At 45.0% G+C, this 20,869-nt stretch carries 23 protein-coding genes; 19 read left to right on the top strand and 4 right to left on the bottom strand.

Annotation, left to right across the window (positions count from 1 at the left end; genetic code table 11):
- Positions 1-108: 108 nt before the first annotated feature.
- Positions 109-513: a RidA family protein gene (locus I8J31_RS05215; protein WP_199467237.1), complete on the bottom strand. Its 405-nt coding sequence runs from the start codon at positions 511-513 to the stop codon at positions 109-111.
- A gap of 55 nt (positions 514-568) precedes the next feature.
- Positions 569-1,492, bottom strand: coding sequence for an alpha/beta hydrolase (locus I8J31_RS05210; RefSeq protein ID WP_199467236.1), 924 nt, complete (start codon positions 1,490-1,492; stop codon positions 569-571).
- Between the two features lie 70 nt (positions 1,493-1,562).
- Here I8J31_RS05210 and I8J31_RS05205 point away from each other — a divergent pair, with 70 nt between their 5' ends.
- The 3 genes from I8J31_RS05205 to I8J31_RS21170 all read left to right on the top strand — a co-directional run bounded on the left by I8J31_RS05205 (position 1,563) and on the right by I8J31_RS21170 (position 3,232).
- Positions 1,563-2,507 carry a LysR family transcriptional regulator gene (locus tag I8J31_RS05205; protein WP_199467235.1) on the top strand — a complete coding sequence of 315 codons (945 nt, stop codon included), beginning with the start codon at positions 1,563-1,565 and terminating at the stop codon, positions 2,505-2,507.
- Between the two features lie 72 nt (positions 2,508-2,579).
- The gene (locus tag I8J31_RS05200) at positions 2,580-2,906 is read left to right on the top strand and encodes an antA/AntB antirepressor family protein (RefSeq protein WP_233402603.1); all 327 of its coding nucleotides are present in this window, start codon (positions 2,580-2,582) and stop codon (positions 2,904-2,906) included.
- A gap of 86 nt (positions 2,907-2,992) precedes the next feature.
- Complete coding sequence (locus I8J31_RS21170) at positions 2,993-3,232, top strand: trypsin-like serine protease (RefSeq protein ID WP_199467234.1); 240 nt, start codon at positions 2,993-2,995, stop codon at positions 3,230-3,232.
- 615 nt (positions 3,233-3,847) lie between these two features.
- Here I8J31_RS21170 and I8J31_RS05190 read toward each other — a convergent pair.
- Complete coding sequence (locus tag I8J31_RS05190) at positions 3,848-4,681, bottom strand: oxidoreductase (protein ID WP_199467233.1); 834 nt, start codon at positions 4,679-4,681, stop codon at positions 3,848-3,850.
- Between the two features lie 124 nt (positions 4,682-4,805).
- On the opposite strand from I8J31_RS05190, the gene I8J31_RS05185 reads away from it, so the two are divergent.
- Positions 4,806-5,768, top strand: a complete 963-nt coding sequence (locus I8J31_RS05185; RefSeq protein ID WP_233402602.1) for an AraC family transcriptional regulator — start codon at positions 4,806-4,808, stop codon at positions 5,766-5,768.
- An 863-nt stretch (positions 5,769-6,631) separates the two neighbouring features.
- On the opposite strand, the gene I8J31_RS05180 is transcribed toward I8J31_RS05185, so the two are convergent.
- Positions 6,632-7,234, bottom strand: a complete 603-nt coding sequence (locus I8J31_RS05180; RefSeq protein ID WP_000035787.1) for a hypothetical protein — start codon at positions 7,232-7,234, stop codon at positions 6,632-6,634.
- A gap of 367 nt (positions 7,235-7,601) precedes the next feature.
- Between I8J31_RS05180 and I8J31_RS05175 the strand changes: the two genes are divergently transcribed.
- From I8J31_RS05175 to I8J31_RS05105, 15 genes are all read left to right on the top strand, one after another.
- Positions 7,602-7,928 (top strand): plasmid-related protein, encoded by a 327-nt coding sequence (locus I8J31_RS05175; protein ID WP_088585952.1) that lies wholly within the window; start codon positions 7,602-7,604, stop codon positions 7,926-7,928.
- Between the two features lie 15 nt (positions 7,929-7,943).
- Positions 7,944-8,363, top strand: a complete 420-nt coding sequence (locus tag I8J31_RS05170) for a single-stranded DNA-binding protein (protein ID WP_199467232.1) — start codon at positions 7,944-7,946, stop codon at positions 8,361-8,363.
- 79 nt (positions 8,364-8,442) lie between these two features.
- Positions 8,443-9,261, top strand: coding sequence for a phage recombination protein Bet (gene bet, locus I8J31_RS05165; protein ID WP_000414662.1), 819 nt, complete (start codon positions 8,443-8,445; stop codon positions 9,259-9,261).
- 81 nt (positions 9,262-9,342) lie between these two features.
- Entirely contained in the window at positions 9,343-9,486 is a 144-nt protein-coding gene (locus tag I8J31_RS05160) for a hypothetical protein (protein ID WP_199467231.1), read from the top strand.
- A 60-nt stretch (positions 9,487-9,546) separates the two neighbouring features.
- Positions 9,547-10,563 (top strand): YqaJ viral recombinase family nuclease, encoded by a 1,017-nt coding sequence (locus tag I8J31_RS05155; protein ID WP_199467230.1) that lies wholly within the window; start codon positions 9,547-9,549, stop codon positions 10,561-10,563.
- A gap of 209 nt (positions 10,564-10,772) precedes the next feature.
- Positions 10,773-11,732 (top strand): AAA family ATPase, encoded by a 960-nt coding sequence (locus I8J31_RS05150; protein WP_199467229.1) that lies wholly within the window; start codon positions 10,773-10,775, stop codon positions 11,730-11,732.
- The gene (locus tag I8J31_RS05145; protein WP_199467228.1) at positions 11,732-12,499 is read left to right on the top strand and encodes a hypothetical protein; all 768 of its coding nucleotides are present in this window, start codon (positions 11,732-11,734) and stop codon (positions 12,497-12,499) included. Before I8J31_RS05150 ends, I8J31_RS05145 begins: the two co-directional genes overlap by 1 nt.
- 98 nt (positions 12,500-12,597) lie before the next feature.
- On the top strand, positions 12,598-13,551 hold the full coding sequence (locus tag I8J31_RS05140) for a DUF3150 domain-containing protein (RefSeq protein ID WP_000027441.1): 954 nt from the start codon (positions 12,598-12,600) through the stop codon (positions 13,549-13,551).
- Between the two features lie 61 nt (positions 13,552-13,612).
- Entirely contained in the window at positions 13,613-14,053 is a 441-nt protein-coding gene (locus I8J31_RS05135) for a hypothetical protein (protein ID WP_022614431.1), read from the top strand.
- Between the two features lie 69 nt (positions 14,054-14,122).
- Complete coding sequence (locus tag I8J31_RS05130) at positions 14,123-15,769, top strand: VWA domain-containing protein (protein ID WP_199467227.1); 1,647 nt, start codon at positions 14,123-14,125, stop codon at positions 15,767-15,769.
- Between the two features lie 82 nt (positions 15,770-15,851).
- The gene (gene radC, locus I8J31_RS05125) at positions 15,852-16,349 is read left to right on the top strand and encodes a RadC family protein (protein ID WP_012368361.1); all 498 of its coding nucleotides are present in this window, start codon (positions 15,852-15,854) and stop codon (positions 16,347-16,349) included.
- Positions 16,349-16,690: a hypothetical protein gene (locus I8J31_RS05120; protein ID WP_023266667.1), complete on the top strand. Its 342-nt coding sequence runs from the start codon at positions 16,349-16,351 to the stop codon at positions 16,688-16,690. The genes radC and I8J31_RS05120 overlap by 1 nt, the downstream gene beginning before the upstream one ends.
- Positions 16,691-16,781: 91 nt before the next feature.
- Positions 16,782-17,849 (top strand): DUF7146 domain-containing protein, encoded by a 1,068-nt coding sequence (locus I8J31_RS05115; RefSeq protein WP_199467226.1) that lies wholly within the window; start codon positions 16,782-16,784, stop codon positions 17,847-17,849.
- A gap of 89 nt (positions 17,850-17,938) precedes the next feature.
- Positions 17,939-18,646: a hypothetical protein gene (locus tag I8J31_RS05110; protein ID WP_199467225.1), complete on the top strand. Its 708-nt coding sequence runs from the start codon at positions 17,939-17,941 to the stop codon at positions 18,644-18,646.
- Positions 18,647-18,698: 52 nt separating this feature from the next.
- Positions 18,699-20,807 (top strand): AAA family ATPase, encoded by a 2,109-nt coding sequence (locus I8J31_RS05105; protein WP_199467224.1) that lies wholly within the window; start codon positions 18,699-18,701, stop codon positions 20,805-20,807.
- The last annotated feature ends 62 nt before the right edge of the window (positions 20,808-20,869 follow it).

Here is a 20,869-nt window from a genome sequence, read left to right as displayed (position 1 = left end):
TAGCTAATGGCCCCCTCCCCCGGATTTCAGGCAGATTGGCTGTCGTTTTTACAGGATGTCAGTTACTAAGAGTCCAGCAAGAACACGCAATGCTGGACTCTTAACTTCTTATACGTTTGGTAGACTTACTACCATTTCCATCTCAACTAAAAATTCCGGAGAAGCTAATGCTTGAACACCAACACCCGTTATACACGGCTTTTCACCTTCAAAAATAGACAGTAATACTGGCATCAGAATCTCCATTTTATCAGGATTCAGGTCAACTGCGTAGACCCTCGCCTGTACAATATCCTTTGGTGATGCACCCACGGCAGTGAGTGCCTCTTTTATGTTTTCGGATACAATTTCCATTTGCGAATGTAGGTCACTGGGTATCTCATCACTATTCGGTCGTGTTGCAACTTGTCCTGATACATAGGCCATCCTTCCCGGGTCGACTATCGATATTTGCGAATAACCAATGGCTTCGCTATTTGGCATTGTTGATGGGTTTAATCTTTCGATACACATAACTGTCTCCTGATACTTAAGCAATGGAATATTTATATATTAACGTAGGGTGGCACTAACTTATCTGATGATTTTTAATAAATGCCACAGCACTATCTATTGCCTGATCGGACTCTGGCAGTATTCCAGCGAAAAGGTGCCAGACATGAAACATTCCCGGCCATATCTCAATGGAAGTACGAACTCTTGCTTCGGCTAGGTTGGTTCCCAGACGTAATGCATCACTCAGCATGACTTCATTCTCACCCAACTGAAGCAGTATGGGAGATAACCCCTGCACATTCGCATAGACAGGCGAAGCATCTGGATGGGTTGCGATTTCGTCGCCTAGAAACAAGCGCCCGAGTTTATTTAAAAACTCAACATTACATATCGGATCGACACCATCACGAGTCACGGCAGATCGTCCACTATGAGTTAAATCAACCCATGGCGAGAACGCAACACCTGATGAAGGAAGCGGTAACCCTGCGTCACGCGCTTTTCTCATAATTGTCACAACCATTGCGCCGCCGGCAGAGTCCCCAATCAAACTAATGTTTTTAGGATTATGACCTTTTTTTATTAAGCCTTTGTAGGCTGAATAGACATCGTCAATAGGTACTGGAAATGGATGCTCCGGTGCTTGTCTATAATCTGGAATATAGACCTTGGCGCTGAGTTTTTTAGCTAAATGCCCAGTGAGCGCTTTATAAGCCTCGACACCACCGTGAACATACCCACCGCCATGGATATATAAAATGATACGATACTGCTCTGACAGATTACGAGGTGTGCAAACTAGAGAATCAACCGATCCCATACGCTCTGTTTGATAATCTACGTCTTCGGAAGCTGGAAATAATGCTTCTAAACCAGACATATACCGTTCACGTACATCTTTCCAAGACACGTCTGATTTGTTTAATACTTTAGCTACAACGGGTGCAGCAGTTGCAATCCAACTATTTAAAGCCTCTTTTGCTTTTTGAGGTAACATATAGAAACTTCCTCTCAATTAATTCTACAATTAAGACTATAAATGATATATTGACGAATGGTTTTCCCTTATGAATAACAGAAAATTCCCGAATAAACCCCCTTACGGTACGTCTTTAGACTTAACCGCTATTCGTATTTTTGTTGCCATTGCAGAAACAGGAAGTTTTGTTGCTGCTGGAAAAAGCATTGGATTAACTCGCTCCGCAGCAGGCAAAGCGTTAACCCGCTTAGAAGAGTATTTGGAAACCCGGCTTTTTCACCGAACGACTCGTAAAGTGACCCTGACAACTGAAGGCCAAGAGTTCTATGAACGATGTTTACAGATACTTCACAGCATAGAAGAAGCAGAATCCAGTCTACGTGCGCAGCCAACGCAACTGAAAGGTATACTACGAATTACGGTTTCGGAAGGATATGGGAAAATGGTCATAATCCCATTTGTTTCTGAGTTTCAACAACAATTTCCTGAACTTTCTTTTGATATCAGTTTTACTGACCGGATTGTTGATTTAGTCGACGAAGGGGTTGATTTAGCAATCAGAGTCGGCGATTCATATACAAGTACACAATATATTACCCGGGTTATTGATCGGTCGAGAGTGGATCTATATGCCTCACCTGGCTATTTGGAAAAAAATAACGCGCCAATAACCCTCGCTGATTTAAACGCGCATCAGTTATTAATTTACGGTTCAGGTTCAATAAGCCATTTTCAATTGAAAAACATTAATAATCATATGGTTAAGTTGCAAGGTCAGTCATTTATAAAATTTGATAATGGTGATGCAATTCGTGTCGCTTGCTGTGCAGGAATGGGGATTAGTTTATTACCTGAATTTTTAGTTAAAAATGATGTAAAAGCAGGACGGCTTATCCCTTTAAGTATCGATGAACTATCCCTAGACGAGGTTGCAATTCATTCGCTTTATCCTAATCGCCAATTTCTTTCCAATCGTGTACGTATCTTTCTTGATACATTGATAGAATATCTTGAGCGGAATCCTCGAAGTTGAAAAGGTGATCAAGAAACCTTACAACAATAGAAGTTGTTAATATAGGAAATACAAAAAGGGATACTCCCTCTTTTGTTAAATGCGAGCGCAAAATCTAGGACGCAAAAAGTAAAAGAGTATTTCGTCACCCTAGACATGGCAAAAGAACTGGCCATGGTCGAACGTAACGAGAAGGGCAAACAAGCCAGACGTCATTTCATCGACTGCGAAAAACGACTCCACCAACAAAAACACCTTCCCGCACCAGCTAACCAAACACACCACTTCCAAGATCTCGAAAAATACCAAGTCCTCAACAACATGATCAAAGCCATGAAACTGGAAAGCAACCCAGTGGTGGTTACCTCGAAAGAACTCGTCGACCCTATCCAAGCCGTGCGCACTTTCCTTGAAAAATAAGCAAACCCAAATCGCCCAGCTCCGCACACCCGACTGAGTGAACGACAACATCACCCGCGTCAAAGACCTCGCCCAACGTAACTTCGTTGATTTCTAAGCCGTATACACAACAAAGCCCACGAAAGTGGGTTTTTTTTCATGCAAGTAACAACACAAGTACAGCGCCAGGTGACTCTGGAGGCCCTATGTTTTGTGCTCATAATGGAAATCTATATCTGTTAGGTGTAACGCTTGGTTCGAATTTCCGACCTAATCAGATGATTGCTGATGATCCTATTGTTAGTAATGAAGCAACTTTCCTGTGCCGTAATGGAGAGTTATTTTAAGAATGATGTGAATTTAGTTGGCTGGTATTGATTTAAGAGCGGCAATAACGTGTTCGTTGGGAACTTCGCGTAAAAACATGCTCCCCATATATGCTGAGTCGGGTTCGAATGAACGGTTTTCTATCCATTTTCGAGCGGAAAAAGCATTTTTTACTCTTTTGTCACAGGCGTTATACCAATTCCAGCCATACTTTTTGACTAGCTTCTGTTTGATAATGTTAAAGCGATTCCTTTGAGTTTTACTATCAACAGAGGCTATAACGCTCGCCCAAATCATTTGCTTCTGTATGGCATTCGATTGCCAATCATTCGCTTTTAGATCTGCAATAACATCCTACCTGCTGGATGACTCTATTGGGAGATGGGGTTCGATTGGCGCTTACTGTTAAATGACCATAGCCTGACAAATTTCACTGATTCGGTTTTCATTAATAGCTAACCTCATATCTGGTTTCAATAGCAAATAATCGTTCCTAATTGTAGGTCAAGGCAGATATCGAACACAGACACGCATGCCCCATTCTTGGGGCTCTGCCGCGCCTACCCTGGCGCGGAAGGTCTGCTTATCGATATCTGCTTCGTCACCAAAAGTGGTACATATTTAGGAACAGCTATCTAGCCATCCGTAGAACAAGTTAAGTCTTCCCAATCATCCATTAATTTGTGCATATCGGCTAGCTGTGAACGCACCAATGACAAAGCATCACTCCCTAGCAATAAGTGGCTGGGTGGATGGGGGCTGTCGATGAGTTTAAGCATCGCTTTCGCAGCTTTCACTGGATCACCTAACTGCTTACCGTTTTTATCTTCTCTTGCTTTTCTGACAGGATCGAAGCTTTCATCATAATCACGAATCATTCTCGGCGTTCGAACCATTGAACGACCAGCCCAATCGGTGCGAAAAGAACCAGGAGCAACCGATGTAACAAAGATATTGAACGGTTCAAGTTCCTTTCCTACGGCTTCAGAAATACCAACCAAAGCAAATTTACTACCACAGTAGTCAGAAATTCCAGGCATCGTGATATAGCCTCCCATAGAGGTTATGTTTAATATTCTACCTTTACGTCTTTGACGCATAAATGGCACAACACATTTCATCAATGCAACTGCGCCAAATACGTTCACTTCGAATTGCCTTTTTATTTCCTGCATTGACGACTCTTCAAGTAAACCTTCATGCCCATAACCAGCATTATTTACTAACACATCAATAGGAGCTATGTGTGATTCTATGTCCCTAATCAGTCTATCGATATCTTCATGGTTCGTCACATCCAGAATACGCCCGATGGCTCGATGATGGTCGAGCATCTCAAATGCAATTTTGTCTGCTTCGTTACGAACTGTACCGATAACGCGATGGCCAGCTTGTAAAGCTTGTTCGGCTAGTGCGCGCCCAAATCCGCTACTAACCCCGGTAATAAGAATGGTGCGATAAGATAACATATGATTCCCTCTCTTGTTCTGAGAAATGCATATTATTATGTTGATTTGATGGATATCAGGTCGAAAATACTTAAATTATTGCCTATAATTATGAATCCGTTAGCTGGCCGCTTAGCGAGTCTCTATGAACGCTTCACTTTATATGCCCGAGCATCAACATATTATCCATCAACGTATTATCGGACAAATGCAACAGCTCGCTCCGAAGGAAGGTTATAACCTGACGTCAATGAAGGACGTACGCTTACTTCGCTCCAACCGTAAATTAACCAAAACACCAGTCTTATACGAACCAGGAATTGTGATTGTTTGCCAGGGAAGAAAACACGGGTATTTTGGCGATCAATGTTATATATACGACGAGAGTCAGTATCTGGCGGTATCGATACCTGTGCCATTTTCCATGGAAACCGAAGCGAGCTTCAATAAACCGTTGTTGGCCATTTATATCACTCTCGATTTTAAACTGGCAGCGGAGTTGATACTTCTCATTGAACAGCAAGACCCAGATCGTCCAACGGAATTAACGCCAGAAAGTATGATCGCAAGCCCAATGACACCCGAACTACAAGATTGTGTGACGCGCTTTTTACACGTTTTAGACAAACCCCTTGATGTCGCTGCACTCGGGCAATCATTACTTCGAGAATTGTATTTTCATTTTCTGACGGGATCACAAGGAAATGTGATACGTTCAGCGGTCAGTATGCGAGGTCAATTTGGTAAAGTCAGCCAAGTATTGAAGTATATTCATTCTGAGTACTCAAATGTACTTAATTTGGCGACCTTAGCTGCTATAGCACAAATGAGTGTCCCCACGTTCTGTACTCATTTTAAGGCGATAACTCACATGACACCGATGCAATATGTAAAATCTGTTCGTCTTCATCAAGCCAGAATGATGATGCTTCGCCAAGCGATACCTGCGAGCACCGCGTGTCATGCAGTGGGATATGAAAGCCCTTCTCAGTTCAATCGTGAATTCAAGCGCTTGTTCGGATTACCGCCTGCAACAGAAGTAAAAAGACTCAAAGAAAACTTTTCCTACCCCCCAACGCAAAATATAGATTATGTATCATCACATTAAGATATTCGACAACTCCCGCACAAGGTACAGACATGATAGGGGTCAAAATAAAATATGAATCACAATTTATTGATACGATGGCTACACAGCTAGTGTATTTTTAAACCTACTCGATATTCAAGAGTATGCGCCGCTTGCTTTTGCCTCTCCACCTGTTCCTGATGTCATACATATCTTCGTATAATAATGGTGATTTAAGGCGTCTAATAATTGGTACAGGGAGCGAAATCACTGATAAGGCATATTTGGCGCCGATAGCAAGCGGGATAGTCAGGTGGCTATCACTGAGTAGAATCACTGCTTGAGCATAAGCACCGAAACAAGGTAGCGATCACTTTGGCAAACAAAATGACCCCTATTGCTTGGGTGATCCTGACTCGAGAAGAGCATTACCGTTGTGCAATAGCATTGTGACAGTTCATAAGAAGCAGGCACGATAGAAAATCGTCCATCCGATTACAGAAGTTATGAATGGCGAAATAGGTCGAACCACAGCAGACCAAACCCGAGGTACCTCTTGGCACATGATGCTATTTTTCAGATAGGTTCCTGCTGGCAAATTCCATAATGGCCAAGTATGAAATACCCGTAGATAGGGCGAATGTAAGAGTGCAATCGAACCTATGAGCTATTTGTGACTTGGCAAACGGGCGGTGTTCATGTAAAAGGAGCCCTAACTCTTTAGAAACCCTTTGCAAAGCGTTCAACAAGCCTTATCTAACGGTTACTTAACCCATGCATTAACCAGTAGCACCATCCTTGTTAATTCTAAGATGATCTGATCATGGAACAAAAATTTAGTTCAACAAATCCCCAATCAGGGGCTTGGGGACTTGTGTATAAGAGACAGGTTTGATAGCTGGCTAGTTGGAGGGAGTATCTGTCTCCTCTTCAGTGATATCGTCATCGGTTGAAGGCACCGCTTGTTCAACTTCTGCTTCTTTACCCTTAGCTTGGGCTGATTTTCGTGCTCGAATTTCGATATCAATAATGCGCCTAGCCAGTTTGATGATGCGCTGTTGCCATGCGTAGTTACCATCAACACGTTGCTTATTGCTAAGCACGCTAGATAACCAGAGTGTGTCCATTGAGATCATCAACGCATCGAGTTTGCGAACTAAGCCGACAAACTGGCCAACCTGGGGCGAGCTGATTTTTGCGTTGAAGGTTATCGGGTCGGTGTAGTCAGGTACTTCATCGATACCGTTGGACTCCATCAATTTGTCCAAACGAGCTTGTTCGTTGTCTACCGCCTTAGCGCAATCCTCGATCAACTGGCTAATGATCTGTTCCACTTCATCAATTTCGTTCTCATCGCCAATGATGCGCAGGATGACATCGATTCCGTAAAGCGCACTGACCGTCCGTCTAAAAACACGGTCAACGACACGTTGCGCCTGTAAGCTATTAATTGTGAATGATTGTTCAAAGATGGGTTTTGAGTAATTGGGTTTTGCTTGGGCCATAAGTTTGCTCCTGATATGACAATAATCAGTCCCTAGCCTAATCCTCTGTGAGGTAATGGCCTTTCAGCTAGGTGGAAGAATTGAGCATCTTTCTAACTACCCTGTCTGGATAAGACGGTTACACTGACTATCAAATATTGCTGATCTGTTTCAGTGATATCTGCGCCTGAGAGCATGAGCTCAAAGGAAGCCCGCCGCTGAGTTTTCTCAGTGGCACTAAGAGGTAGCTAGCCTCCTTAAACAAATAGCCTGCATGTTTCTACATGCTCAACCATGCGTTCCTTACGGTTCGCCTTTTCACCACCCAACTGGGGGAGTTTTCCCCAGTTGGGGGTGACTCCTTCAAAACCAAATTAAGGAGTCACCAATGGAATATATCTTCGGGTTTATTATCCAAATCGCAGGCATTATGTTGCTTGCAAAACTGAGCTGGTCGCTTTTGCGATTGCTTGCTCGTCAATGCGTGCGCCCGTTTCGATTTGTACTTACTCAAATCAAGCGATTGCTCACACCAACACCAAAACGTCGTCCAATGGCAGTGCCTAAAGCTCCTGGTATGCCCCGTTTGACATCTGCGTTTTACAAAGAGCCACATCAGTACGACATGGCTTTACTCGAAATACCAACCTATCTGCGTCGTCAGTCTTCTTTGCCCAGCCGGGTAGAAGCGACTGTGTGCACAGAGTTCAACTAAGACGAGGAGAACATCATGAAAAACCAAGTAACACTCATAGGCTACGTTGGCGCTGAGCCAGAGACGCGAGCCTATCCATCAGGTGATTTGGTGACCAGCATTTCGCTGGCCACTTCTGAGAAATGGCGCGACCGTCAATCCAATGAGCTCAAAGAGCATACGGAATGGCATCGGGTCGTTTTTCGAGATCGTGGTGGATTTAAGTTAGGGCTGAGAGCAAAAGATTTGATCCAAAAAGGAGCGAAGCTTTTTGTTCAAGGGCCTCAGCGCACGCGCTCATGGGAGAAAGATGGCATTAAGCATCGATTGACCGAAGTGGACGCGGACGAGTTTCTGCTACTGGATAGTGTGAACAAAGCATCTGAGCCATCAGCGGCGGATGATGCAGGCTCCCAAACTAATTGGGCACAAACTTATCCTGAACCAGATTTTTAACCGAGCAAAAACGCTTTAACCCAGCCGGGAGTACTTTCCCGTCAGGGGCAGACTCCCACTTTGATTGTCGGAGTCCACAATGGAAAAACCAAAGCTAATCCAACGCTTTGCTGAGCGCTTTAGTGTCGATCCAAACAAGTTGTTCGATACCCTAAAAGCAACAGCATTCAAGCAACGTGACGGTAGTGCACCGACCAATGAGCAGATGATGGCGCTCTTAGTGGTTGCAGATCAGTACGGCTTGAACCCTTTCACCAAAGAGATTTTTGCGTTCCCTGATAAACAAGCTGGAATTATTCCAGTGGTAGGTGTCGATGGATGGTCTCGCATCATCAATCAACACGACCAGTTTGATGGCATGGAGTTTAAGACTTCAGAAAACAAAGTCTCCCTGGATGGTGCGAAAGAATGCCCGGAATGGATGGAATGCATCATCTACCGGCGCGACCGTTCGCACCCAGTCAAAATCACTGAGTACCTGGATGAAGTCTATCGACCGCCTTTTGAAGGTAACGGCAAAAATGGCCCTTACCGTGTGGATGGTCCATGGCAGACGCACACTAAGCGAATGCTAAGACATAAATCCATGATCCAGTGTTCCCGCATTGCGTTTGGCTTTGTGGGAATTTTCGATCAAGACGAAGCGGAGCGAATTATCGAAGGCCAAGCAACACACGTTGTTGAGCCATCGGTGATTCCACCTGAGCAAGTTGATGATCGAACCCGAGGGCTTGTTTACAAGCTTATCGAGCGGGCGGAAGCTTCAAACGCTTGGAATAGTGCATTGGAATATGCCAATGAACATTTTCAAGGTGTTGAACTGACGTTTGCGAAACAAGAAATATTTAATGCACAGCAACAAGCAGCCAAAGCGCTCACACAGCCTTTAGCTTCTTAGCGCCACGCATTCATTTTACTAACCCTGGCGGGATTATTCTCCCGTGAGGGGGAAGGTCTCGTCATTTTTTGGAGATCTTCCATGACTAAATCAGCCTCACTTTTTCGCTTGGTATTGGTTGTTGCCCTTGTCTTAGGTTCGATTCAAGCCGGTAAAGCGGCAATTGATTCGGTTCAAGCAAGTGTTATTCAGCCCCAAACAGCGTTAGCACAAGCTGCAAAGTAACCACTTAACCCTGAAGGGGAGTTCTCTCTTTCAGGGGAGTCTCCCCTCAAAGGAGGCAATATGAAGGTTATCGACCTATCACAACGTACTCCTGCATGGCACCAGTGGCGCATTGCAGGGGTTACGGCATCTGAAGCCCCAATTATTATGGGGCGTTCACCCTACAAAACACCTTGGCGATTATGGGCAGAAAAAACCGGATTCGTATTACCGGAAGACCTGTCGAATAATCCAAATGTGCTTCGCGGTATACGGTTGGAGCCTCAAGCAAGGCGAGCATTTGAGAATGCGCATAATGACTTTCTTCTGCCGTTATGTGCAGAAGCCGATCATAACGCAATCTTTCGAGCCAGCTTTGATGGCATCAACGATGCGGGCGAACCCGTTGAACTGAAATGTCCTTGCCAGTCAGTTTTTGAGGATGTGCAAGCTCACCGAGAACAAAGCGAGGCGTACCAGTTGTATTGGGTGCAAGTACAGCATCAAATACTGGTCGCCAATAGCACGCGAGGTTGGTTGGTTTTCTATTTAAAGGATCAACTGATTGAGTTTGAAATACAACGAGACGCGGCGTTCTTAACTGAGTTGCAAGAAACAGCGCTTCAGTTTTGGGAGTTAGTACAGACCAAAAAAGAACCGTCAAAATGCCCTGAGCAAGATTGTTTTGTTCCCAAGGGTGAAGCCCAATACCGTTGGACATCGCTGTCTCGACAGTATTGCTCAGCACATGCCGAAGTGGTCCGACTGGAAAATCACATTAAATCTTTGAAAGAGGAAATGCGAGACGCCCAGTCAAAATTGGTCGCCATGATGGGTAACTACGCTCATGCCGACTATGCTGGGGTCAAACTCAGCCGCTACATGATGGCGGGCACGGTGGACTATAAGCAATTGGCCACCGATAAGTTAGGCGAGCTGGATGAACAGGTTTTAGCCGCTTACCGAAAAGCGCCACAAGAGCGGTTGCGCATTAGCACCAATAAGCCAGAGCAGCCCGTTGAAACACCACTCAAAATCAGTCTTGAGCAAGATAACTTGGTTCTGCCAGGTGACTCGCCGAGCTCATTTTACTTTTAACGTTCACTTGGAGCCGATTTCGGCTCCTTTCTCATGCGCTTACATCGAGTGCATCAGAAAGCAGTTTCACTCGTAGCCAATGCTGGGTACGAATGATAGAGCGAGCTGAACTCTTACATACACAGCCATACCACAATCAACACACCACCCGACGGGGACTTCATTCCCTGTTGGGGCATGGGGCCTCGTTAAAACTAATGAGGTTTACCATGACAGAACAATCCCCATTTTTGGTTCAAGTGAATCAAGCGTTTAATGTCCCGGCTCCTGATGCTTTCGTTCTGGAAGGATATGGTGCCGACACTACCCATCCAAACATTCCCGTTCGCAAGGACGAGTATGTTTTTAGAAAAGAAGACTTACGTGACGTATTGGCGTTCTTGTCTCACCCAGACGGTGACGGTTTGTATATTACAGGCCCCACTGGATGCGGTAAGACCTCGCTAATTTGCCAAGTTGCTTCTCGATTGAATTGGCCTGTTCAGCAAATTACTGCGCACGGTCGATTGGAGTTGTCCGATCTTATCGGTCACCACACACTGGTTAATGGCAATATGACCTTTGTGTATGGGCCGCTGGCACTGGCTGTTAAGCATGGCCATTTGCTGATCATTAATGAAATGGATCTTGCTGAGCCTGCTGAACTGGCTGGGCTCAATGACATTTTGGAAGGTGCCCCGTTGGTCATCGCACAAAATGGCGGAGAGATCATCATGCCACATAACAAGTTTCGTTTTATCGCTACCGGTAACAGTGCGGGCAGCGGTGACCAGACGGGCTTGTATCAAGGTGTGCTTCAACAGAATTTGGCTTTCCTTGATCGCTTTAGAATCATTGAAGCGACCTATGCAGAGCCATCTGTAGAGGAAGCCATTCTGGAGAATTTTGCGCCGGGCTTGCCAGAAGTCTTTCGCCAAAAAATGGTGAAAGTAGCCGGTGACATTCGTCGTCTTTTTATTGGGGGCGCGGATGGCGGAGCAGAGCTTAGTATCACGATGTCCACTAGGACCTTGGTGCGCTGGGCAAAGTTAACACTTGCTTTTAAAGGCGCTCCTAACGCAGTGGAGTATGCACTGGTTCGGTCTTTGACGGCTCGTGCTGAGTTGGAGCAACGAGAAGCCATTCACCGTATTGCCGCTGATGTCTTCGGTGACCATTGGGAGGATTGATGATGGAAAAGTGCTTTGCTCTTTACCGTTACAGTCATTCTGATGGGACAGCCAAAGAATGGGCCATTTACGTTGGATCAGATACCAAGGAGATTGAAGTTCGGTTTGGAAAAGCCGGTCAATTATCGCAGCAGCGATTGATTGATTCGACTGATCCTAACGCTGAAGCAGACCGACGAATCAATGAGAAAATCAACAAGGGTTATCGATTTGTTGGACACGTCGGTATTGATCATCAAGGGCGGCCATTTGAACTCTCAAATGCGCTAGATAGTGTCGCGTGCGCCAATAACGTCAGTTGGGAGTTTCGTGCTCGCAAGGACGTCAATGGCCAAATATCGCTGGCGCAAAAAGCGTTGTTCGATATGGCAAAGCTGCTTGAAGCCTATGGCTTGGCTGTTATTGATGATAACCAGGTCAGGATTGGAGAATGGTCATTAGGGTTTTGCAAAAGCGGATTACCTAGTACCAATCAAATCAGCATGGTGTCAGGTGAAGGCGCTGGCATTGTTAACACTGATGATGGCCCGTGGCCATTGTTGCTGTTACTGGCCTTTAAGCGTCAATTACCACCACTGTGTTCGCTCACAGTAGCGAGTCCTGAAGGGATAGAAGTATCCGACCAACTGAAGTTGGAAAAAGATGTATTGCGGTTGCTAGGCAGTGATTTAGAGCGGGTTCGCCCGATAGCTGAAGCACTGGACTTAATGCCTGTGAAAATCGATCTCAACCAATCGTCGCCAGATTCGCAAAATTACTATTTCTGATAGTGATGTTGCCATTAGCGCGTCAACTACTACCACCCAAATGGGGGCCATTGCTCCTGTTGGGAGTGGTGCGTCCCCATCTCGCATGAGGAAGCACTATGAGTATTCAAACCCTCGACAAACTTTTGATTTGTCACATCGACTGTTCCATCTGGAGCGGTAGAAAAAAACTAAGGCCTGAAGATTTCAGACTAGCCAATGGCAGCCAACTTCCACCGAAGGATGTTGCCAGCTTAGGGAGTAAAAAAATTTGCGACCCTGAGGCATTGGCGAACTTTGAAAGGCTTAAGAAAGAAGCGCAGCGCTTGTGTGAGCAAGTCGGTGTGCGGTTTTTAGGTGGCTATGCCGTCCCTGAAGACCGAATTGATCAGATTGTTCCAGAGCTTGACCGGATCGGTCAGGAGTTTGCGCAGTGTAAGCAGTTGTTCTTGGACAACTATGATCAGGTGACGTTTGACTGGGTTGCGAAACACCCGGAATTTGCAGATGCAATCCGACGTGCATTATCGCCCATCGAAGACGTGGAACAACGGCTTCAGTTCGATTATGCCATCTATCGAATGCAACCGGCTGAACAAGCTGGAGGCTTAGATGACAAGGTCAATGGTATGGGACACACCCTCTTTAGGGAGGTGGCTCGTGATGCCAATGAACTGTTTGAGCGTTCCGTTGCAGGCAAGAATCAAATCAGTCAGCGAGCTCTTAATCCGCTCAAGCGATTAAGAGACAAGTTGGATGGTTTGTCCTTCCTGGATCATCGAGTTCAGCCGATGGTTGAAGCGATGGACAATTTATTTGTTCGTCTGCCGAAGACCGGCCCTGTGACAGACAATCTCTATCACGAACTGATGGCGACCATTTTAATTTTGTCTGATCCAGACAAGATGAGAATGCACGGTGAAGGTCAATTGGATATCAGACAACTGATGCCCAAACCTGAACCTAAACCCGCACAGCCAGTATCTGCTCAGGCAGATAACTTACGTGCAATACCACAACCAACCGTCAGACCAAACCTTGGTTCGACTGTACCAAACTCATTTTATTTCTAACGTCCTTGAGGGCATGTTGCCCTTAAGGGCGCATGTCCTCTGAACTATGTAAGAGGAAATTATGCAATCAACCATCCATAACCCCAGCCAACTGAACCAGTTTGAAGCACATTTTCGTGGTGTGACTGATGCGGTTGAAAGTGAATCGATACCAGAAGTGGCGTGTTGTCGAACGTTAGTACAACGGTCGTACTCAACACATAGTGTCTTGATCCCCAAGAACCCTGTTTTGATCGCAGATGCGGACGCACAAGGAGTTTGGGTAACGGCCATGGTATTTGTTCCAAACATGGCATTGCAGCAAACCGCTTATGAGCGGGCCTGGCTGCAATATCAACACGAGGTGTCTACTCAGTTACAAGACCAGTACGGTCTGACATTGGATGACATCCTGAGTTTAGACCAGCTTAAAACGTCATTTGAGCAGCACGAGAGTCCAGCTCAATTGGTGGCTTGGTTAGGTCAAAAATACGACCTGGATAAGCTAAAAGCACAGGTTTAAACACTTACATTCCCAGCGGGGAAACGCTCCCGCTGAGGGAGTATTCCCCCTAATGATTAGGAGACTCCCATGAATCATCCATTAAAAAACGCACTGCCAATCGTTGCCGCCGCTTATGGCGAAAAGTTTGGTGTGAAGGTGCTTATTCAAGGACAAGATGCGTTTACCGATGGTGAGCGGATTGTGATCCCAACAGCAAACCCAGACGACCCACACTATCAACAGATAGCTTGGGGTTATCTGGCTCATGAAGCGGCGCATATTCGGCATACCAATTTTGACATGGTGAAGAAGGCGTCGTCTAAGCCGATCCGTAAGGCACTTCTCAATATTATTGAGGATGTGCGCATTGAAAACGAATTGGCAAAGGATTACCCCGGAACCCGGCGCAGTATTTCGCAAGTGATTGAGTACATGGTGGACACACAGCAAATGTGTGTACCTAAACAGCCTGAGCCTGCATCTAACTTGCAAGCCTGGTTGTTGTTTCGCTTGAGATGCCATTTTCTGGGCCAGAAAGCGCTGACGCCTTTGTATCAAGCTGTTGATGAAAGAGTGAGACAACTCTTTCCTGCCGCAGCGATGAGCCGGTTAAGCGCCATGCTGACAGCAGTGCCTAGCCTGGCATCTACAGGTGAAGTGCTGAAACTTGTCGATGCCATCGTTGCCATGTTGGAAGAAGAATCTCGTCCACCACAGGATGAGTCTGATGCTGATGACATTGGACAAGATGCGAGTAATGACAGCAATAGCAGTAGTGACAGTCAAACCCCGGAAACAGGTTCGTCTGTAACAGGGGATGCTGCTGAAACGAGTGATTCTGATAACTCTGATCAAGCTGACAATTTGCGACAAGCCTTAGAGGCCAGTGCCGCTCAGTTTGAACCCGATACCTTTGCCCAAGTGGCAGAAGTGTTGTCGGAACAAGCTGAAGGACATCAGGGCGTCACACCTCTCAGTTTGCCCCAAGCAGAGCAAGCTATGTTGGGTGATGAGGCCATCTTGACCTTATCGGCGTCTGAGTCGGCTCAAATTCGAGCCCGACTTAGGGGCATGGTTCAGTCCAGTCAGGACAATCGGAATCATGCCAAAAGGCACGGTCTTCGAGTTGCAACTCATCGTCTTGCCGCTTCACAAACAGGTGAGTCGAGATTGTTTATTCAAAGGCAACCTCGCATTGCGCCCAATGCTGCTGTGCACTTGCTTGTCGATATATCGGGCTCAATGGGTAAGCCCATTGGCGAAGGTAATCGAAAGTACTTTCATGTTGCTAATGAAGCCGCTTTGGCTTTGGCCATGGCACTGGAAGGCATACCGGGTGTTGTACCTGCGGTCAGTTATTTTCCTGGTATTCATCAGGAAGTTTCTATCGCGTTATTGCCCAAGCAATCGGTTCGACATCGGGCCGCCTGTTTTGACCAAAGACCACGAGGTTGTACGCCTATGGCACAAGCGATGTGGTTTGCGGCAAACAGTTTGTTAGCGCAAAAACAGAAGCGAAAGCTAATGATAGTGCTAACGGATGGTGACCCAGATGATTGGGCTGCCACGCATGACATTGTTGACCGGTGCAGACGAAGTGGCTTTGAGCTGCTGGGAATAGGGATTCAAACACGCAGTGTTGAGAAATTCTTTCCTCAAAGCATCGTGATTAACGACGTCAAAGATCTGAAGCGTGAGTTATTCGAAGTAACACAACAACTGTTAATTCAGTAACCACATCAATTTTACCACCCTGCGGGGACGATTCCGTCCCCTTCAGGGCATGGGTTCGTCTCCGTTTTTTCTGGAGACTCCTATGAAAAACAAAAAATTCTTAGCTGGCGAAGAAGCCGGTACTTACATCGTTCCTGAGCAAGTGACTGAAGCGGATATCTTAGATATGGCGCTCAAGCTTGCCCGTGGTCGATTGAGTAAAGGTCGCAAAATTGAACAGCCATCATCGGCGTTCTCATACCTGCAAACACTGATGCACGAGTATGAGCACGAAGTCTTTGGCGTGCTGTTTCTTGATACAAAGCATCGCGTTATTCGATTTGAAGAGCTGTTCAAAGGCACTTTAGATGCAGCAAGCGTGTATCCAAGGGAAGTAACAAAGCGGGCGTTAGAATTTAATGCGGCAGCAGTGATACTGGTTCATAACCATCCATCGGGTGATCCTGAACCCAGTGAAGCTGATAAACGCATCACTCATCGACTTCGTGACGCCTTGTCACTTGTTGATATTCGAACGCTTGACCATGTCGTGGTCGCATCCGAGGGCTGCGTTTCGCTTGCCGAACGCGGTTATCTGTAATGAATGGGCGTATTGCCCATTCTCCTACATCACAAAAGCAGTCCCATCAGCACACATCAGCACAGCTCGAATTTCTATTTGAGTTTGATGATGCCCCTGTCACTTGGTCTGACACGGAAATCTGGCAGTTACGCGAAGGCATTCTATTGGATGCGATCCGTGTATTGCTAGACGGTCGTGTCAGTACTCGATTGCGAAAGGATGTGTTGTCGTGGATTCAAAATGACGAATTAACGCCATTTTGCTTTCGTGTTTGCGCAATGGCTGCGGTTGTCGATCCTGATGTGCTTCGTGATTCCATCATGTGGCTATTAAGACGACATGGTATCCAGCTTGACTAACGTTCCTGCATTAACCAAACGGCTCAATGCAGGCCCAGAGCTGACTTTTATCACTTGTGGTAGGAGTCGGCTTTTTACTTAAGGAGGTTATATGGCGTTACCTTTACAAATTGAAACTGTAAGGCCATATCTTAATGGCCAGTGGCTTCAAATACTGGCGGCGTTGGTGCCAGAACTTGATGCCGCTATTGCTCGAAAAGGCCGTCATGTGGCTTGTCCTGTTCATGGCGGTCGTGATGGCTTTAGGCTGTTCAAAGATGCTGAATATACCGGTGGTGGCGTTTGTAATACCTGCGGTATCTTTCATGATGGCTTTGAACTGTTGTCTTGGATTAATGGATGGAACTTTGCTCAGTCTATTGAAGCAATCGGTCAAGTTCTAGGTATTCAACCCGGACAAGTACCAACTCGGGTAATACCGAGTAACGCTGTTGACTGGAAGACTAAAAAGCAGGACGAGGACAAAGCGATTATCCATCGCTTGAATCAAACCTGGGGAGAAACGCTATCTCTTGCAGATACTCGTGCGCAACCAGTTTGGAACTACTTGCATCGTCGTGGCATTGTTACGCGGCTTCGTCCTGAATGGGATTCGGTGCTGAGGTTTCATCCAAACTTGCCTTACCATGATGAAGATGGTCTGTTTATCGATAGCTACCCAGCGCTGCTAGGTAAAATCGTTACTCAACAAGGGCGTTCGGCTACGTTCCATCGGATCTACCTAAGTGAAGATGGATTCAAAGCACCGGTCGAAAAGCCTAAAAAGATGATGCCGATACCAAGTGACAGAACAATCACTGGTGGTGCCATTCCGATAGGTGAGCCTGGTGAAGTACTAGGTGTTTCTGAAGGTATAGAAACGGCCCTAGCGGTAACCAGAGCAACGGGGCAAACATGTTGGTCGGTTGTGAATGCAACGCTACTGGCTAGGTTTGAACCACCAAGTAATGTGAAAATGCTGTACATCTGGGCAGATCACGATCTCTCTGAGACCGGCCTGAATGCAGCGAATGAACTCAAGAAAAAAGCCTGGCAAAAAGGCATTCTGACACAAGTGTTGATCCCTCCGATACCAACGTCACTTGGCGTGAAAAGTTGGGATTGGAATGATGTGTTGAATGTTTACGGTGCCATGGGCTTTCCTAAAGTTCATATCTGATCCAAGGGGCTTCGGCCCCTTTTTTTGCGCCTTGCATATTTGAAAAAACATGGAGAATGAAAAATAGATAACCAATAGGAGAAACAAACATGATGGTATTAACTCTGTTAACAAAGCAGATTGATGGTGAGTTTACGGTTTACTGGAAGACCGGCCTTCGAAGAGGTGGTGAGCTAAAGGTCGATTTAGGTGAGCAATACGACAAGCTACCCGAGCAGCAAAAGCCAATTGCAGCTGAGCTTTATGCTATTCATCACCTACTGTCAGTGAAAGAGGTGATGGGGAGTAACCGAAGCGGTAATGGGCTTCAAATCCGAGTCAGTAAAGGAGCTATCAAAAAGTTACAGAAACAACGCTCAACTAAGCATTCACTTTATAGCCTGACTAGGTTTTTGCTCACTCGATACCAGGAAGCACAGATCTCGGTAGAGAAGCGGGACGATTGGCTCTCACATTCCTTCGAAGAATACAGCGTCGATAATGCTACAGTGAGAGAAATCGATGAGGTCATCAACGTTCCGAACATTGGACCTGTCGTGGTGACTCGTCATGCACTGGAACGGTTTGTGGAACGGCTTTCTGATGGAGTGCCCAAGCATCCTTGGAAGGCTTTGATTTCAAAGTTATTTAGCTCATCATTGACAAAAGCAATTTTGCCTGAAAAGGTAACACTTCATAAGAACCAAAAATATAATAAAAAAGCTGATACTTGGCGGCATCATGGTAGCGGTATGCACTTTGTTTTTGTACCAAATGGATCAACAAAAACGCTGGTTACTGTTTTCGCATTACAGTAACTTGTTAAGCCTGCAATTTATATTGGCTTTACAAAGGATAAGGGGAAAATGGATGTCTAAAATTACGATTAATATTCAAAACTGCAACAGCATCGAAAGTGCTGAGATCCAGATCGTCAAAGGAACACTTAATATAAAGTATGGGCCTAATGGATTGGGGAAAAGCTCAATTGCAAAAGCAATATTGGCATCCGTGAGCGATGAAGAATCGCTTCAAAATTTGAAGCCGTTTAAATATCGTGCACTTACAGGCCAATTTAATCCATCTGTAGTCGGGGTTGAGGATATCGACTCAGTTTTGGTATTTGACGACACTTATGTGTCGCAATTTGCTTTCCAGCGGGATGAGGTTCTGAAAAATAGTTTTGAAATATTCATAAAGACGGATGACTTTCTTGCTGCTATGCAAGAGATAGAAGCACTATTCCAAGGAATTAAAGAAGCTTTCCATGGTAACGAAGACTTGGATAATGCTATATCAGATTTGAAGGAACTTCGTGATGCCTTTGGGGTTACAAAAACCGGAGCTCTTTCCAAGTCGAGTAAAGGTTATAAAGCATTTGGTTCAGGAAATAAAATAGAGAATATTCCTAATCATCTCAAGCCATTTGAAAAATTTATAAAATGTGATCAACCGGCGACATGGATAGCTTGGCAGACGAAAGGTAACTCTTTCTTAGAATTGTCGGATAATTGCCCATATTGTTCTTCGAGTTTTGAAGGTACTGATAAAAAGGACATCGCGCAAGCAGTTGCAAAAGAATATGATTCAAAGTCTGTTGAGCATTTGAGTATGTTACAGATAGTCATTGAAAGACTAGGTAAATATTTTGATGATGCTTGCCGTGACAGTTTGGAGAAAATTACTAAATCGAAGGTAGCGCTTTCCCTAGAAGAAACTAATTTCCTGAGTGCCCTCAGAGGTGATATTGAAACGCTCATTTCTAAGCTAGAGGGTTTGCGAGCTATATCGTTTTTTGTGCTTCGAGATGTTGAGGAAATTAATGATGAAATAAGTAAGCTGAGAATTGATCTCAGTCTTATTGCAAGACTTAATTCGGTTGATACAAAATCTGTAGTTGATCCCGTAAATACCAAACTCCAAGAGTTGGCTGAAAAGGTGGGTGTACTCAAAGGTAAGATCAACAAGCATAAAAAGCTCATTGAAAGGACTGTTGAAGAAAATCAGGATGGAATTAATGGTTTTCTTAAGTCAGCTGGTTATAAATATAGTGTAGTTATCAAGTCTGAAGCTGAGTCATACAAGATGAAGTTGGTGCACCAGGAGCATGATCAACATATTGAAGCTGCTACGCAACATCTAAGCTATGGAGAAAGAAACGCTTTTGCGCTTATTTTGTTTATGTATCAGGTTTTAAGAGAAAAACCTGGATTGGCAGTCTTGGATGATCCCGTTTCAAGTTTTGATAAGACAAAGAAATTCGCCATACTGAATGAATTGTTTAGAGGTAAGGCAAGTCTGCGTGACACAACAGTGCTTTTGCTAACCCATGATATTGAACCTGCAATAGATGTTATAAGGGGCGTCAAACGATTATTCCAACACCCTAAACCAACAGCATATTTTCTGGCATCAAAGTCTGGTGTTGTTTCCGAAGTAGAGATCAGAGAAGAAAATATTCAAACATTCGCACAAATATGTATGGAGAATATTCGAGAGCTTGAGGATGAAGTTATTAAGTGCATATATTTGAGAAGGCACTTTGAGATAATTAATGATTTAGGCTTGGAGTACAATTATTTAGCTAACCTCTTACATGCTAGGGATATTCCAATCTTAAGATCTGATGATGGGGATGTTGATATGAACGCTGGACAGATTGCTGATGCGGATGTTGGTATTAAGAAATTCATCTCTGACTTTGATTATGCAAGGGTTATAGCTGTGATTAAGGATAAGGTAGAGATGAAGCGTCGATTCACTGAAGCTACTGTTGGGTACGATAAAATACAGCTCTACCGCATCTTTAAGGAAGTGCATGGACCTGCAAATGGGCAACAGGATAGCATTCTACAGAAATTTGTTAACGAGTCATTTCACATAGAGAATGAATACGTGATGCAACTTAATCCCCACAAGTTTGACAATGTACCGGAGTATGTGGTCTTAGAGTGCGATAGGATTATTCAGGCTTCTTAAGCTTGCTCGACTCTTTATAAACATGATGATTTTCTGACAGGTTTGTTAATTTTCTTGCTATT

The sequence above is a fragment of the Marinomonas transparens genome, from assembly GCF_016463975.1.
Classification (GTDB): Bacteria; Pseudomonadota; Gammaproteobacteria; order Pseudomonadales; family Marinomonadaceae; genus Marinomonas; species Marinomonas transparens.
Note: the sequence above shows the minus strand (reverse complement) of the source record. Positions and strands in the feature narration are given on the sequence as shown.